Annotated in this window: 13 protein-coding genes and 3 tRNA genes; 12 read left to right on the top strand and 4 right to left on the bottom strand. The window is 33.4% G+C overall.

Annotation, left to right across the window (positions count from 1 at the left end; genetic code table 11):
* On the bottom strand, positions 1-1,215 hold the full coding sequence (gene mtnK / locus ACZ48W_RS00230; protein WP_464828758.1) for an S-methyl-5-thioribose kinase: 1,215 nt from the start codon (positions 1,213-1,215) through the stop codon (positions 1-3).
* 499 nt (positions 1,216-1,714) lie between these two features.
* Between mtnK and ACZ48W_RS00225 the strand changes: the two genes are divergently transcribed.
* The 4 genes from ACZ48W_RS00225 (at position 1,715) to ACZ48W_RS00210 (ending at position 6,055) form a co-directional block, all read left to right on the top strand.
* On the top strand, positions 1,715-1,975 hold the full coding sequence (locus tag ACZ48W_RS00225; protein ID WP_464828757.1) for a DUF4258 domain-containing protein: 261 nt from the start codon (positions 1,715-1,717) through the stop codon (positions 1,973-1,975).
* A gap of 5 nt (positions 1,976-1,980) precedes the next feature.
* Complete coding sequence (locus ACZ48W_RS00220) at positions 1,981-3,759, top strand: N-6 DNA methylase (protein ID WP_464828756.1); 1,779 nt, start codon at positions 1,981-1,983, stop codon at positions 3,757-3,759.
* A 1-nt stretch (position 3,760) separates the two neighbouring features.
* On the top strand, positions 3,761-4,939 hold the full coding sequence (locus ACZ48W_RS00215) for a B12-binding domain-containing radical SAM protein (RefSeq protein ID WP_464828755.1): 1,179 nt from the start codon (positions 3,761-3,763) through the stop codon (positions 4,937-4,939).
* 141 nt (positions 4,940-5,080) lie between these two features.
* Positions 5,081-6,055 carry an IS30 family transposase gene (locus ACZ48W_RS00210; protein ID WP_464827468.1) on the top strand — a complete coding sequence of 325 codons (975 nt, stop codon included), beginning with the start codon at positions 5,081-5,083 and terminating at the stop codon, positions 6,053-6,055.
* Between the two features lie 172 nt (positions 6,056-6,227).
* Here the strand turns inward: ACZ48W_RS00210 and ACZ48W_RS00205 are convergent.
* From ACZ48W_RS00205 to ACZ48W_RS00195, 3 genes are all read right to left on the bottom strand, one after another.
* A tRNA-Met gene (locus ACZ48W_RS00205) sits at positions 6,228-6,304 on the bottom strand.
* An 85-nt stretch (positions 6,305-6,389) separates the two neighbouring features.
* A tRNA-Met gene (locus ACZ48W_RS00200) sits at positions 6,390-6,466 on the bottom strand.
* A gap of 52 nt (positions 6,467-6,518) precedes the next feature.
* Positions 6,519-6,593, bottom strand: a tRNA-Gln gene (locus ACZ48W_RS00195).
* Between the two features lie 165 nt (positions 6,594-6,758).
* Between ACZ48W_RS00195 and ACZ48W_RS00190 the strand changes: the two genes are divergently transcribed.
* The 8 genes from ACZ48W_RS00190 (at position 6,759) to cas4 (ending at position 15,780) form a co-directional block, all read left to right on the top strand.
* A complete protein-coding gene (locus ACZ48W_RS00190) occupies positions 6,759-7,793 on the top strand; it encodes a bifunctional 3,4-dihydroxy-2-butanone 4-phosphate synthase/GTP cyclohydrolase II (RefSeq protein ID WP_464828754.1) in 1,035 nt (344 codons plus the stop codon).
* A 37-nt stretch (positions 7,794-7,830) separates the two neighbouring features.
* Positions 7,831-8,715, top strand: a complete 885-nt coding sequence (locus tag ACZ48W_RS00185; protein ID WP_464828753.1) for a helix-turn-helix transcriptional regulator — start codon at positions 7,831-7,833, stop codon at positions 8,713-8,715.
* Positions 8,716-8,782: 67 nt separating this feature from the next.
* Complete coding sequence (gene cas6 / locus ACZ48W_RS00180) at positions 8,783-9,502, top strand: CRISPR-associated endoribonuclease Cas6 (protein WP_464828752.1); 720 nt, start codon at positions 8,783-8,785, stop codon at positions 9,500-9,502.
* Positions 9,499-11,178, top strand: coding sequence for a hypothetical protein (locus tag ACZ48W_RS00175; protein ID WP_464828751.1), 1,680 nt, complete (start codon positions 9,499-9,501; stop codon positions 11,176-11,178). The genes cas6 and ACZ48W_RS00175 overlap by 4 nt, the downstream gene beginning before the upstream one ends.
* Position 11,179: 1 nt before the next feature.
* Positions 11,180-12,073 (top strand): type I CRISPR-associated protein Cas7, encoded by an 894-nt coding sequence (locus ACZ48W_RS00170; protein WP_464828750.1) that lies wholly within the window; start codon positions 11,180-11,182, stop codon positions 12,071-12,073.
* A gap of 2 nt (positions 12,074-12,075) precedes the next feature.
* On the top strand, positions 12,076-12,864 hold the full coding sequence (gene cas5b, locus ACZ48W_RS00165; RefSeq protein WP_464828749.1) for a type I-B CRISPR-associated protein Cas5b: 789 nt from the start codon (positions 12,076-12,078) through the stop codon (positions 12,862-12,864).
* A 6-nt stretch (positions 12,865-12,870) separates the two neighbouring features.
* Positions 12,871-15,276: a CRISPR-associated helicase Cas3' gene (gene cas3 / locus ACZ48W_RS00160; protein ID WP_464828748.1), complete on the top strand. Its 2,406-nt coding sequence runs from the start codon at positions 12,871-12,873 to the stop codon at positions 15,274-15,276.
* Between the two features lie 6 nt (positions 15,277-15,282).
* Positions 15,283-15,780 carry a CRISPR-associated protein Cas4 gene (gene cas4 / locus ACZ48W_RS00155; RefSeq protein WP_464828747.1) on the top strand — a complete coding sequence of 166 codons (498 nt, stop codon included), beginning with the start codon at positions 15,283-15,285 and terminating at the stop codon, positions 15,778-15,780.
* Positions 15,781-15,786 lie beyond the last annotated feature (6 nt).

Here is a 15,786-nt window from a genome sequence, read left to right as displayed (position 1 = left end):
CTATTCCTTGATCAATTTTATTACATTTGTTATATTATTTAATATATGATACTCTTTAATGAATCGTTCTCCGATCCTTATGGCAAGGCGGTTTGCTGCTTCACATTTTTTGGCATCTTCGATCCCCCGTATATCTTCCACACCTGCTATTCCAAACTGCCGCCTGATGATCTTACAGCCTGCAAACCCTATACTTTCCTGAAAGAGGGTAAGCATATACTGTTCCTGATAGGCTTCGAGTACTGCATCATTGGCAAATCCTTTGGTGAACAGTGCACTTTCCGGTGTTTCATTCCAGAGTTTGAGGAATTTCTTTTCAAAGCTCTGCCACACTTCTTCAATGGTCTGCAGTATCCAATCGGGATAATCAGACTTTTCATCCAGTACAGTGTGAGAGATCCAGGACATCACCAGATTGGCGATGAGTGCACCGATATCGAATCCCATTGGCCCGACAAAAGCGAATTCGGAGTCTATCACATAGGTCTCATCCCTGCTGAGCATGATGGAACCGGTATGCAGGTCACCGTGGAGCAGGGCATCACTCTGGTTCATGAATTTGTATTTGAGATGCAGGATCTTTGTTTTCAGTTCAAGATCCCCGGAAATACGCTGTGCTTCATCAGAGAGTTCCGGAAGTTCTGCATTGGTCTCATGCTCCATGAATGGTGCAGTAAAGACAAAGTCTTCGGTGAGTTTGCAAAGTTCACTGTTGTCGATGAACTGTGCAATCAGTGCTCTTTTTTCACTGCTTGAGAGAAAGAGAGAGGAGGTCCTGAAGAGTACATCTGCCAAAAAAGAGCTGATATGCTCTGAAAATTCAGGGTACTTTATGCCTTCTATCATCCCTTTGCGCATAATGATATGCTCCCCCAGATACTCCATAATGACCACACTCATCTCTTCATCACTGTGGTATATCTTTGGTATATGCCTGCTGAGTTCGGCAAAACGTTCCAAAGAGCGTATCTCATACGTCATACGCTCTTTTGCCAGAGGATAGCTTTCTCCCACACAGCGAAGATAGGGTACAGCCTGCTTGACAATAAGCTGTCTGGAAGCATCATTCCGGGATGTGACCAAAAAGACAAAGTTCAGATTTCCGTCACCGATCTCATCAATAACAAGTGATTCAGTGTCGAAAAAAGATCTGATATGAGGTAAGGAAAAAAGATAATCTTCAAGATTTGAAACATCAAGAATTGTATATGCCATAGCCACTCCGTTATTTAAAGGATTTGATCGATCAGAATCGACTAATTATAGCAAAGAGTTGATTTGGAAAAGAGCGTATAGGCTGTCATTATTCAAAACAGTATAAATTTTTTATGAAAGGGTGAAATTTTTATGAAGGATTAAAATTGTGATTTGGTTGCGGGAGGAGGATTTGAACCTCCGACCTTTGGGTTATGAGAGCGTCTCAAAGTCCCTATATTAGGGCAACAAAACGAATGTCACCACAAGCCGCACCAAATACTTTTATTTTAAATCATATTCTTAGTTATTTTCAGAATTTTAATATGGAAGAAACTACGGCATCTAAAACTTGATATGTGGAAAGAACTACGGTGATATAATGAATTTTATCTATATATAGAATTAAATAGAAATTCCCACAAAAATATATTTAGTTTGTTTGAAACTAAATATATTTAAGGTGTAACATGTTACTATTCTAAATAATTTAGTAAACAACAAACTAAAAGGATTTAACATGAAAATAACAAATCATTTTTCGGCTAGAATGTCTCATAGAGGTTTAACAAAAAAATTAATCAATTTAGTTTTAGATTTTGGAAAAATAAATGGAGATAAAATAGTTTTGGATAAAAAAGAATCTCAAAAACTCCTTAGTGAGCTTGATCGTTTTAGAAAAGATATGTTAAGAATCATAGATAAGGGTGGAGTAACAGTTGTTGCGGTTGATGATAAATTGATTACAGCATATAATACAGATAGTTATAAAAGAAAGTAGGAAATATGTTAAGTACAAGAGAACTAAGAACGTGCTTAGAAAGGGAACAAATATCTTTACAAACAGATCAAGCACTTAAACTTTTATATATTCTAAGGGCTTGGAATAAGCTAACGATAGAAAATAAGATTATTCAAGAAGATTTTAAGTTTCCATCAATCTTTGATGATGAAATTAATATAAGTACATTTTCAAAGATCTGTATTAAATTGGCAAAAGAGCATAAAGTATTTCAATTATTTTTAGATCAGAATATTCCATTACAAAAATTAAAACAAAAAGATTTAAAAATATTTATAGATAAAAGTAGAAATTACATGAATTTTATAACTGTACATGATGCCTTCTCTTCTACCACAGGAAATTACAATAAATATAATATATCTAATCAGGTTGTAAAGCTTGGTATTGGATTATTAGGTGTAAATTGTGAAAGTATATATTCACCATTTAGTAACAATCTTAATCTGTGTTACCATACAAATAAAAATGTATTTGTTGAATCTTTAGTAGATGAGTTTATCGTTGAATTGATGAAGGTTGTAGATAAAATTGAAGTAGATTTTGTATATGCAGATGCATTGGAAACTCCTTCATACATTGATTCAGTTGAACCGGGTTTGTTACAGCAATTTGAATGTACTTTATCTTTCCCACCTATGGGATTGTCTTTAAAGAATAAAATTCTCGATGGAGATTCTTTTAATCGTTTTAATATTCATAAAGGTAAAGGGAATAGGGATGTTGCACATATTGAGCATATCCTGGCTCAAACAAGTGCTAAAGCAGTAGTTTTATTACCTCTAGGTATGTGCTATAGATCTGGAGTAGAGCTAGAATTAAGAAAATATTTGATTGAAAATAATTTACTCGAAAGTATTATCCAGTTGCCATCAAATTTGAATAATGCTACTTCTCTTGAAACAACTTTTTTTGTGATAGATAAGCATAAAAAGGATGATAAAGTACATTTTGTTAATCTTAAAAATGAACAATTTTTAGTGAAAGAAGGAAGGAAAACTGTTCTAAATAATTTAGACAAGATATTGACAATATGTACTCAGAAACAAGAAATAGAAAATATATCTAAGCTTGTTACAAATCATCAAATCATAGAAAATGGATATGTTCTGAATATAGATAGATACGTTATATCAAAAGAAGCATCAGAATTATTGAAGCAGTTAAACAGGTATGAATTAGTTGAACTTCAAAGTGTTGCTGATGTTAGAAAATCACAACTTTTTCAAGATGAAGAAGATGGATGGATTGAGATTATTGAACTTGGACCTTCTAATGTTGCAAAGGCAGGATTTACATTGTCCAATGGAAAGATGAAATATATTGCCAAACAGAAGAAGAAACTTGAAACATATGCACTTCAAGATATGGACATTATATTGAGTACAAAAGGTACTATTGGCAAAGTTGGACTTGTAAGGGGAGATTATTCTACAGTTGCTTCACAAGCTATGCATATTATTAGGGTTAGAAAAGATGAAGAAAAGGGTAATGATTATTTTCTTGATCTAACTCATATATTATATATGTATTTAAAATCTGATTTAGGACAGACTCTTTTAAAACAACTTGTTGCAGGTGAAGCTATGCCACAAATTACTACAGCAGATCTCAAAAAATTAAAAATACCTGTTTTGTCTGATGAAGAAATTGAACAAGTGTGGGATAACTTTGATAAAGAACAGGATTTATATAACGAAATAGAAGAAATCATGGATGACATAAAAAAAATACATAGTCATTTTCCAGTTACAGAATTTTAAAATGAAACATTTACATATATTGTCTTTTGATTATCATCATAAAGATGAACCAAAGATGCCTTATTCAATCGCAAAAATAATTGCTTATTTAAATAATGATAAACGCTTTGTAGAGAATTTTAATATCAGTCAAACATCATTTAATATGTATATACTGAATGAGCCATTTAGTATGGAACTATTAAAAAATGATTTTATCGCTATAGCTGCTTATGTTTGGTCTGAAAAGCAAGTACAAAGTCTTTTAAATTTTTTAAAAGAGAATAAATACTCTGGAACAATAATTCTAGGTGCTTATGAAGTTACCGATGTAGATACACGAAAAAAATACCCTCAGGCAGATTTTTTCATCATTGGTCATGCTGAAAAAGCACTTTTAGATCTTTTGCTTGAAGGTTCAAAGGATAAATTTATAAATAAAGCTCCTGACCCTAGTACAATAAGTAATATTTACTCAAATAAAACTATTGAAGATATTAAAGGGAAAAAAGTAAGATTAGAAACTAAGCGAAATTGCCCTTTTTGGTGCACTTTTTGTGCGCATAAAGATCTTATTGAAACGAATGTAAAAGAGATTGATTTTGATCAGATCATCACTGAACTTAAGTATCTTAATCAAGTAGGAGTAAAAAAAGTTAATGTAATTGACCCAATTTTTAATGTCGGAAAAAATTATATGGATATTTTGGAGCAGCTTGTACTTATGAAATTTAAACCTAAAATTTCTTTTCAAGTAAGATTTGAGTTTATTCAAGGAAAAAAAGGTGATCGGTTTTTAGAATTAATAAAACAGCTTGATGCTGAATTAGAATTTGGGTTACAAACTATTATCCCCAAAGAATATGAAGTTATAGAGCGTAACAATGACAAAAAGAAAATAAAATATGCTATAAAAAGACTACATAATTTTAATATTGATTATGAAGTAAGTTTAATTTATGGTTTGCCACATCAAACTTTAAACACTTTTAAAGATAGTATCAATTTTTTAAAAGACCTGTCGTGTAAGAATATAATAGCATATCCACTGATGTTATTAAGTGGAACAGCTCTTAATCGGGATAGGGACGTATATGCTTTTGAAGAGGAATATATTGATGGTATTCCTTATGTATGTAGTAGTAATAGCTTCAGTAAAGAAGATTATAGACTGATGAAGAATTTTGCAAATCAACTTTAAAAGTATATAGTGTAACTACTCTCAATAGTTTTGAATACGCCAATTCAAGGGATAAGTGCAATTTCTGAGAGATAGTTTTGAAAGAGAGGGTTAATCGATCATAGGTTATCCTTTTTTCACCACAAAAACAGGAAATGCACTATGAAGTATAAACAATTAACCCTCACGGAAAGATACCATATTTCTCTTTTTTTAGAAAGAGGTTATACCCAAAAAGAGATAGCAGAAGAGTTAGGTGTTCATCCCTCAACAATCAGTAGAGAAATCAAAAGAAATTGGGATACACATGCAGATAAATATCAATACACCACTGCTCACTTCAATACGGAATATCGACATAGATCCAAACCAAAATATACTGTTATCACTCCTCAGCTAGAGAGCTACATTAGAGAGAAGCTCAAAGCTGGATGGTCCCCGGAGCAGATTGCAGGCAGAATGAAACGTGATAATATCGGAAGTATCTCACATGAGACGATCTATCAGTTCATTTATCGAAACAAAGCCAGTAAAGGCAGACTCTATAAGTATCTCAGACACAAGAACAAGAAGTACCATAAACGATGTAATGACTATCAACGCAGAGGAACGATCATTGACAGAAAGATGATCAATACACGCCCTAAGATTGTAGAGAAGAAAAAACGTATAGGGGATTTAGAGATCGATACAGTTATTGGTAAGGATCATATTGGAGCATTGGTAACAGCTGTAGATAGAAAGTCCAAATTTACTCTGATCAAAAAAGTACCTTCCAAACATGCAGAGATTGTCACTACTGCACTGATTGAAATGCTCGAACCTATCAAACAGGTGATCAAGACTATTACTAGTGACAACGGAAAGGAATTCGCTTATCACAAGCAGGTCTCACAGATACTGGATACAGACTTCTACTTCGCTAATCCGTATCACTCCTGGGAGAGAGGATTGAACGAACATACCAATGGATTGATCAGACAATATCTGCCGAAGAAGACAGACTTCACACAAATATCTAAGGAAGATGTGATTATCATACAAGAGAAGCTAAACCATCGACCAAGAAAAGTACTGAACTACAGAACGCCCTATGAAGTATTTTTTGAAGAGTTTACTAAGGAATTAGCTGCGTAAATTAGAGGTGAATTGCACTTATGATTTGAATGGGCGAAAGGATTTTGAATGTTAGATATTTTTTTTAATTCAGATCTAGAGTGTAAAGATTGTATTTTCTATAAAAGAGATAATTATTTTTGGTATGCACTACATCAAAAAAATATCTGTGATTTTAGTTTTTGTTGGTGTTTGGTTGCGGGAGGTGGATTTGAACCACCGACCTTCGGGTTATGAGCCCGACGAGCTACCAAGCTGCTCTATCCCGCGTTAAATAAAAGTTTTCTCATTTTTATAATAAAATTATTTAGATCTGGTTTTGAAAGTTATAGAAGTGACTGAATAAATTCCGTTTTGGTTGCGGGAGGAGGATTTGAACCTCCGACCTTCGGGTTATGAGCCCGACGAGCTACCAAGCTGCTCTATCCCGCGACATTTAAAGTGTGAGATTGTATCTTGATTTACTTAAACCAAGATGAATCTATGGATGGGGTAGAGGGATTCGAACCCCCGAATATTGGTACCAAAAACCAATGCCTTACCGCTTGGCGATACCCCAGCTTTCATAAGTCATATTGCTTATGTGGACGGCATTATAGCACCAAAAGTTTCACTTGTCAAGAGCTTTTTTAAAAAAAATAAAAAAATTTGTATAACTGAAGTAGCAGTAGGTATAATACATAAAAAATATAATAATCATAGTATGAAAAGTTGAGGAAATAAGATGTCAACAGATGCAATAAAAAGAGTAGAAAAAGCCATAGAAGAGATCAAAAGAGGAAAAATGGTCATCATGATGGATGATGAGGATCGTGAAAATGAGGGTGATCTGGTCTATGCTGCTACTTTCTCTACACCGGATATGGTGAATTTCATGGCAAAAGAGGCCAGAGGGCTCATTTGTACGCCTATTACCAAAGAAATGGCTACAAAACTGGATCTTATGCCAATGGTCGCAAAGAATGTCTCGAACCATGAAACAGCTTTTACTGTTTCTATAGACTCTGCAAATGCAGAGACAGGTATCTCTGCCGCTGAGAGAGATGACTGTATCTCCAAGCTTGCAAATCCTTTGACGGTAGCAGATGATTTTGTCCGTCCGGGGCATATTTTCCCGCTTATCGCCAAAGACGGCGGTGTGCTGGTACGAACCGGACATACGGAGGGTTCTGTGGACCTTTGTAAACTTGCCGGGCTTGCCCCTGCAGCAGTCATCTGTGAGATCATCAAAGATGACGGGAAGATGGCACGAATGGATGACCTTGAGATCTTCTCCAAAGAACACGATATGGACATCGTCTATATCTCTGATATTGTTGAGTACCGTCTGGCAAATGAAAAACTGGTGAAACGTATTTCCGAAGAGGAGTGCGAACTCAGAGGTACAAAAGTGGAAAAGATCATCTATGAGGATCATTTAGCACGAACCCATACGGTCATACAGTTTTACAAAGCTCATGAGACGGCGAACGTAAAGTTCCACAACATCGGTACAGATATCGACCTTATACTTGATGATAAACGTTTTAATGCACTGAACAACTCCATAGAGTATCTCAAACAGAATGGCGGTGTACTGATATTCCTCGACACAAAGATCATCTCCCATGAGCAGGCAAAAGAGTTTGGAGTAGGAGCTCAGATACTTAAAGACCTGGGCATCAGGAACATCAACCTGCTTACTACCAATAAAGATACTGAATTTATCGGGCTTGCAGGGTTTGGGCTTGATGTGGTTGAGAAAGTGGAAGTAGTTTAACACCTTTTATTTGTGCTATTTTTGGCTATAATTTTCTATGCCATACCAAAAAAAAGAACAACCGGCCCTTAGACAATTTCATATTATTAAACGCCTTTATGCGCTTGAAGAGCTGCAAGGCTCTCTTGTCGCACAGGAGTACAAGGTCTCTTCCCGTACTCTCTTGAGGGATATGAAGAAGATCAATACTGTCATTCCCCTTCGTAACAAACACGGCAAGTGGTCATTAGATACCAATGCTTTAGATAAAGACCGAAATGGTCTTGAACATACACTCCTTAATTCTTTTGCCAAAAATATACATATAGAACTCTCCTATCTTGAAAAAACCAATCTTACAACTTCTAAAGTGGCCTTTGCCATTAACTATAACAAGCTTCCTAAAATTTTGGGAGAAAAGATCATAGAGGCACTGCATAAAGAGGTGCAATGCAGTTTTATATATATGAAACCTGAGGGTAGCAGTCAAAGAACCATAGACCCTATTAAGCTCTATACACAGGATGAAAGCTGGTATCTCATAGCCAGAGACTATAAAGATGACGGCATCAAGACCTTTTTGCTGTCACGCATAAAGGGGTTTACACTTACCCATGAACCCACTACCTTAACAGAGGCGATGCTGCAAGAAGTAGACAAGACCATCAACAGTGTCTGGCACAGCAGCAGTAACAGTGAAATAACTGTCAAACTCTACATTAAATCAACCATAGCACACTACATACAAGAGAGAAAACTACACAAAACACAAGTCATAGCGGACAAACACTATGACGGAGGACTAGAAGTTCACTGCATTATCACCCATAAACTTGAAATTCTTCCGGCTATTAAGAGTTGGCTGCCACATATCTATATTATTGAACCTATGTGGTTACGGGAAGAGTTGATGAGGGATTTGGAGAATTATAAAGAAATCTAAAGAAGTTGACATATATATGTCTTAGTGAGTATGATACAATAAGGTAAAAACATCTATAAGGAATAGAATGAAGTATTTTGAACTGACATGCACGGCATACATAAAAAAAGATCTCTCTTTTAAAGAGAGTTTTGAAGTTATAAGCAAATACATAAGCTTTTCTATGGCACAACAGGATGAGCTTAAAGAATTACATGCAAAACAAGGCTTTAAGCACTATGGTTTTGGAAACTTCTATCCTATAGAGAAAGACAAAATCTATAAAAAAGGTAATACTTACCAATTTGTCCTGAGATCTCCAGATGAAGATTTTATAGACAGACTCTCCAAAACACTACGACAGAACATAGACAATCCAAACTTTTTAGTTATCGATACACACAAAAGAACGGTCAAACAGTTTTTTATCAGTGAGTTGTACAGTGCAACTCCGGTTATTGTCTCCATAGAAAACGGGTTGTTTTGGACAATGGAAAAAGATGGTGACATTATGAAGCTGCAAAAACAGCTGCATGACAATCTTGAAAAGAAATACCAAAGTTTCTATGATGAACCGATAAAAAGTGAACAAAATTTCATCCAACTTCTGGAAGTTAAAAACCGAGTTCCACAAAATATACAGATCACTAAAAACGGCAAAACCATACGACTCTTTGGTAATAAGTTTCGCATCGTCCCCAATGAAGATGAGATTTCACAGAAGTTGGCGTTTTTGGCTTTGAGTTGTGGGCTTGGGGAGAAGAACTCGTTTGGGGGTGGGTTTTGTGTGGCTAAAGGGTTACGATGATTTATGATATTTTAGAAGTTTTTAAAAAAGAGTATGAAGAGAAAGGTGATAAGCTTATTCTTGATAATTATATGCTCAAAGATGGACTTTATGTTAAGATAAATGATGATAAGTCTTTAGAGTATTTTATTTTTGAAAATGATAAAAAGATAGAGAGAAAAGAGAACTGTTTTAAAAATTTGAATGGCAATGTAAATCATGAAATGTATGAGTGGTTTAAAGAGAGGGATTATTATAGTGGTTATTTGAACTCTAATAAGTCATTTTATGATAAAAAAATTCATAATATTAACTACTTGTCTTTTTATGTAAAAATAGATAGTTTTATTAGTGAAGACACAAAGAAGATTTTAAATCGAGATTCAATTAAAAAACAATATCAATACCTTTGTAGTTATGAAAAATTTACAAAAAAACAGGAAAAAGAATTACTTGAAGGCTATCAAGAGTATTTAAAAGATAAAAATAGAAAAAAAGATTTAATTCTCAAATATAGAGTATTAGAAGATAAGCTTGACAGTTGTGTTGATATGGCAAAAGAGCAAGGGATAAAAAACTACATTAAAATCTTTTTTGATGAAGATATTGAACTTTATAAAAAAGAAAGCAATATATATTATAGTATTAAAATTTTTAATGATATTTCTTACTCCAAAAAATTAGAAAATGGAGTTTATGGGCTTTCTGATGCAAATATGGGTTTAAACTCAAAGAAACCTTTTTTAGAACAAAAAACAAAGAAAACAATAGCCCCTTTTTTACTTTTAGATAATGATGCTTTATTAAGTAAAAAGTTTTTTGATTGGCTAAAATTTCAAAAACTTGTGGATAAATATCCACTTACAAATAATCTTTTTATGCATCGAGACTTTAGAGATAAAGATGTAATTATGGATTTTGATTATATTCCAATGCAGTTTAAAGAGTTAACTCCACCTATAAAAGTTAAAAATCATTTAAAAGTGAACAAAATAGAAGATTATGAGTTAAAAGAATTATTTCATTTAGAGTCAAAAATAGATGAACTGTTCTATGCAAAACAGTTGATTTTTAACTATTTTAACGATGATATAAAAGTTTCAGGTTTTCTAAGTAAAGAGTTGCAAAATCTACTCTTTGTTACAAAGTACAGTATGATAAATTATTTTAAAAAGTATGATGAGAGGGAGTTTTATCAGGTAGTAAAAAAGTATGGTTCAAGATTTATCTTAAATAATTTAAGAGCAGGGTATGAGTCAAAAGCAAAAGAGAGTTTAAACTTAAAACTTTCATTACAACAATATAAAGGAGAAGAGATTATGAATATTGATGAGATGTTTTCAAACATCAAAAACAAATTGGATAATTCAGAGTATGCCAGTTTGAGCAAAGAGGAATTTTTCTTTTTGGGTGGACAGTTGGCTAATTATTTGTTGGCACAAAAAGAACAGCATCAAAAAAAGCAAGACTTATTGGAGCCTTATTTGAGGTGTAACAACTCTCAAAAATTGAAAAAAGAGTTACAGTTTAGTTTTTTTCAATACAAACATGCTCTATTTTTTAATAATAAGCGATTTAACAGCGCTATGGCACTCATTCAGGCTTACCAGAACAAAGACAGAATGTCAGATAATATGGATAGTTTTTTAGTTGGTTATTTGGCAGATAATCTATTTTTTGAAAAAAAGGAGAATTAAAATGAACAGAGTATATGGCGTAATCGGAATAAAAGCAAAAATGGCAAATTGGAATGCAGACTTTACAGGCAGACCGAAAAGTACCAGCAATGGTGATATTTTTGGAAGTGATAAAGCTCTAAAATATCCTATGAAAAAGATGTGGGAGAGTGAAGGTAAAGATATACTTTTTATTAAAAGTTGGAAAGAGAATAAAAATGGAATTGTCCCAAATCAATTAGCTGAACGATATGCTTCTATTTTTGGTGAAATAGATAAAAAGAATACAACAACAAAAGAGGTAATGACTAATCTTTTTAAATGTACTGATGTTAAAAACTTTGGAGCAACTTTTGCAGAAGAGGGGCAAAATATCTCCATAACAGGAGCTGTTCAGTTTGGGCAGGGGTTCAATAAATTTGATGATACCAATATAGAGATTCAAGATATTTTATCTCCTTTTGCAGACAGTACCAAAGATGACGCTAAACAGTCAACTTTAGGAACAAAAATAACAGTGGATGAAGCTCATTACTTTTATGGTTTTTCCATTAATCCTAATAATTATGATGAGTACAAAGAGATTTTAGGTTCTGATTTTATAGGCTATACCCAAAATGATTATAAAGAGTTTAAAAGAGTGGCTTTAACCTCTGCTACAGCTTACAGTACCAACTCAAAATTTGGTTGTGAAAATGAGTTTGCTCTTTTTGTAGAGTGCAAAGAGAAAGATACTTATTTGCCTGATTTAAGTGACTATATAGAGTTTGACAGTGAACTAAGAGCTGTAGATTTAACCAAGTTGGAAGAGTTGGTAGGTGATAAAGGAGAAATAGAAGTCTATTCTAATCCTTATAAACTCAAAGTTATTACTAACTCAACTCATAAAAATATCTTTACCAATGAAGAGATATAGCTATGAAAGCGATAAGCTTTGAGCTTAGTGGAAAAACAGCCTGTTTCAGAAAACCTGATGTGAATCAGTTTGCTTATTTTACCTATAATAATATCCACAAACCTGCTCTTTTGGGTCTGTTGGGGGCAATTTTAGGATTAAAGGGGCATATTCAACTCTCAAATGAAAACAGACAAATAGAGGAAGAAAATAAAGCCATTAAGAAAAAGGCAGCTAAAAAGCCTTTGAACAGTGGATTTCCTGAGTTTTATGAACGTTTAAAAGATTTGAAAATCTCTATAGCTCCTCTTGCTTCTCATGGGTATTTTTCTAAAAAAATACAAGTTTTCAACAACTCTGTTGGTTATGCCAGTAAAGAGATGGGTGGAAATTTGATAGTTCGTGAGCAGTGGTTGGAAAATCCAAAGTGGCAAATAGTTATTTTGGATGATAACTCTAATGAGTATAAAAAATTAAAAGAGTATTTGTTAGGTGGTAAAGCAGTGTTTACCCCTTATTTGGGAAAAAATGACCACCCAGCTAAGATAGACAATGTAAAAGAGATAGAGCTTGGATCTGCTATAGAGGGGATTAAAATATCCTCTTTATTAATTGAAGACAGTTGTGAAATTTCAAAAACACCACCAAGAGGGGAACTCTCTTATTTTTTCAAAGAGGTTTCTCCTATGAGATTACAAAAAGAGTATCATTTTTATGAGTATGAAAATTTGATTTTTACCAATCATAAGATAGTTCATACTGGTTCTGATAATATTTTCTCTTTTGATGAGAAAAATTATTTTTTTATGTAGGTTATGATGTATTTAGATTTGAAACTTTTTAGAGTGGATGAGCATTATTTGGCGCATACTCCTGATGAAACACTAATAGAACATCTAAATTGTACGCAAAAGTATTTGGATAAGATTGTTAAAGATAAGCATTTAGAAGCTCTTATTGATGGATTGATTGGGTCCATTGACACTAAAAATCATGAATTGATAAAAGAGATGTTTTTTAATACTATCTATCTGCATGATTTGGGAAAGATGAACCCCTGTTTCCAAAGTAAAAAGATGCAAAACCATCTGTTTAAAGAGTATGAGGGGTGTTCTGATTCTAAACACTCTTTTGGTGGGGCTGTCCATTTTGTAGATTATTATAAACCCATTATTGAGAAAGTAGAGGATGAGAGTGAGTATTATAGGCTTATTTATATTCTTTATAATTTTTCATATCATATTAGCAAACATCATGGACGACTTGGTAAGATAGAGGATTATTTTTCGGATAAACGAGAAGCTCATGCGAGTTTTGATAGTTCAAAAAAAGATATAGAGAATTATTTGGATAATAAGTTTGAATTTTATATCTTAAATAAATTGCTCTTTTCTCTTTTGGTTTCATCGGATTATTATGCCACCAGTGAGTATATAGCAAAGATGTCTATTGATGATTTTGGTCTTTTTAATGAAGATGAGAAAATACAACTAAAAAACTCTTTTGATGGTTTTTTGGAGAAATTTGGAGAGCCAAAGGGTATCAATAAATTAAGAGATGCGATATTTCAAGAAGCCCAGTTGAATCTGCTTCAAAATTTAGATAAACATATCTACTACTTAGAAGCTCCAACAGGGAGTGGAAAAACCATTACCTCTATCAATATCGCTTTGCAACTTTTGAACAGTGATAAAAGACTCAATAAGCTTTTTTATATCTTTCCTTTTAACACCTTGGTAGAGCAGACCAAAAGTGTATTTGATGATATTTTTGGAGATGAGCTAAAGATAGAAACCATCAACTCCATCTCTCCTATTGAACTTGAAGGAGAGCAAGAGGAAAATGAGAGCAACTATACACAATCCTATATCAATAGACTCTTTTTCCACTCTCCTGCGATTATTACAACCCATGTGGCTCTTTTTAATATTTTATTTGGAACATCAAAAGAGGATAACTTCCCTCTTTGGCAGTTGGCAAATTCTGTGATTATACTTGATGAGATACAGAGCTATAATAATAACTTGTGGTGGTATATGGTGGAGTTTTTTGATAAGTATGCCGAACTACTTAATATCAAAATTATTATTATGTCGGCTACCTTGCCAAAGTTGGATTTCTTTTTAGAGAAAAAGAGTAACTTTGTTGACCTTATCAGCCCTACAAAAAGAGATGAGTTTTTTACCAATGATTACTTTAGCAAAAGAGTAGAGGTTGATTTCACTTTGCTTGAAGAGGGAGAGATAGAGCTAGATAGACTCGAAGAGTTTTTCGATGAGGTCAAAGATGAGCACAAAAAGATACTCTTTGAATTTATCAAAAAACAAAGTGCCAGAAAGTTTTATGAGCAGATAAAGAAGAGTAATGAGAATGTCTATGAGCTAAGTGGAGATGATAATAAAGCTTACAGGCAATTTGTGATTAATGAGAGTAAAAAAGATAAACCCATTATCATTGTAGCAACCCAAGTAATAGAAGCAGGGGTTGATATAGATATGGATTTAGGTTTTAAAGATATATCAACCCTTGATAGTGAAGAGCAGTTTATGGGGCGAATTAACCGAAGCTGTAAAAAGCAAGGCTCAAAGGTCTATTTTTTCAACTATGATGATGTCTCCAAAATTTACAGAGGTGATAACCGTTTGGGCTTTGATTTAACTCAAAAGAAATACCAAACGATATTGAGAGATAAAAACTATATAGATTATTATGCTGATGTTTTAGAAGTTATTAAACGAAATGGATTGCGTTATGATATTGGTGTTAACACCAATATAGATAATTTCTCAACTCTTCTAAAAAAGTTAGATTATTCAGAAATAAGCAAAACTATGACATTAATAAACTCTCAAAATATGACACTGTTTTTCCCTTTTAAAATAGATTTAGAGTTTTATAAAGGAGTAAAAGAGTTTGAAGACAAAAGAATCAAAAACTATTTAACCAATGGTGAACTTGATGGAGAAAAAGTATGGGAAAGCTTTAAAGCTCTTAATGAGATAGAGGGTTTTAGCCAAAAAAAATATGAACAATCCTACATAAACTCTTTAATGCAGTTTTTTACCTTTAACCTGATCAAATACAAAGAGGGTCAAAAGCCATCCTATTACTCATATGAATTTGGTGGATTTTTTTATATAAGTAATTATAAGATTTTTATTACAGAGGATGGCAAGTTTGACAGAAATGCATTTGAAGAATATACAGGTGGGTATTTTTTATAAAAAACAATGAATCAAATCACAGGCACACTCATAAACTACTACTTCCACTGTAAAACCCAGTGTTGGCTCCATGCCAACCGCATAAACCTGGAGGATAACAGCGAAGATGTCCGAATAGGAAAGATACTGCATGAACTCCAGGAAGAAAAAAGTAAAAAGAGTGAGGTAACTATAGATAATGTCAAGATAGACAAGCTTACCAAAGAGTATCTAGTTGAGATAAAAAAGTCTGATAGTGATCCGGTAGCTGTGAAATGGCAGGTGCTTTTGTATCTGTATAAGCTCAAACAAAAAGGGGTAGTGAAAAAAGGGAAGATAGAGTTTATCCAGAAGAGAAATCAGAATAAAAAGGTGCATTACATAGAACTTGATGAAGCAAATGAAAAGAAGCTTTTAGATGTGTTGGATGATATTGGCAATTTGATTGATCTGCCTGTACCTCCCAAGTCTGTATTGGAAAGACATTGTAAAAAATGTGCTTATTATGAGTACTGTTTTATTTAGGAGTGA

The organism is Sulfurovum aggregans (assembly GCF_055385215.1).
The sequence above is the reverse complement of the archived record's forward strand: the minus strand, read 5'-3'. Positions and strand labels throughout refer to the sequence as shown.

What these genes read in the sequence shown, in the direction of transcription:
- ACZ48W_RS00210 (WP_464827468.1), top strand. Translation starts at nt 5,081, where the DNA reads ATGAAGTATAAACAATTAACCCTCACGGAAAGATACCATATTTCTCTT.
- cas3 (WP_464828748.1), top strand. Translation starts at nt 12,871, where the DNA reads ATGTATTTAGATTTGAAACTTTTTAGAGTGGATGAGCATTATTTGGCG.
- ACZ48W_RS00185 (WP_464828753.1), top strand. Translation starts at nt 7,831, where the DNA reads ATGCCATACCAAAAAAAAGAACAACCGGCCCTTAGACAATTTCATATT.
- ACZ48W_RS00225 (WP_464828757.1), top strand. Translation starts at nt 1,715, where the DNA reads ATGAAAATAACAAATCATTTTTCGGCTAGAATGTCTCATAGAGGTTTA.
- ACZ48W_RS00220 (WP_464828756.1), top strand. Translation starts at nt 1,981, where the DNA reads ATGTTAAGTACAAGAGAACTAAGAACGTGCTTAGAAAGGGAACAAATA.
- cas6 (WP_464828752.1), top strand. Translation starts at nt 8,783, where the DNA reads ATGAAGTATTTTGAACTGACATGCACGGCATACATAAAAAAAGATCTC.
- cas5b (WP_464828749.1), top strand. Translation starts at nt 12,076, where the DNA reads ATGAAAGCGATAAGCTTTGAGCTTAGTGGAAAAACAGCCTGTTTCAGA.
- mtnK (WP_464828758.1), bottom strand. Translation starts at nt 1,215, where the DNA reads ATGGCATATACAATTCTTGATGTTTCAAATCTTGAAGATTATCTTTTT.
- ACZ48W_RS00215 (WP_464828755.1), top strand. Translation starts at nt 3,761, where the DNA reads ATGAAACATTTACATATATTGTCTTTTGATTATCATCATAAAGATGAA.
- ACZ48W_RS00190 (WP_464828754.1), top strand. Translation starts at nt 6,759, where the DNA reads ATGTCAACAGATGCAATAAAAAGAGTAGAAAAAGCCATAGAAGAGATC.
- ACZ48W_RS00170 (WP_464828750.1), top strand. Translation starts at nt 11,180, where the DNA reads ATGAACAGAGTATATGGCGTAATCGGAATAAAAGCAAAAATGGCAAAT.
- ACZ48W_RS00175 (WP_464828751.1), top strand. Translation starts at nt 9,499, where the DNA reads ATGATTTATGATATTTTAGAAGTTTTTAAAAAAGAGTATGAAGAGAAA.
- cas4 (WP_464828747.1), top strand. Translation starts at nt 15,283, where the DNA reads ATGAATCAAATCACAGGCACACTCATAAACTACTACTTCCACTGTAAA.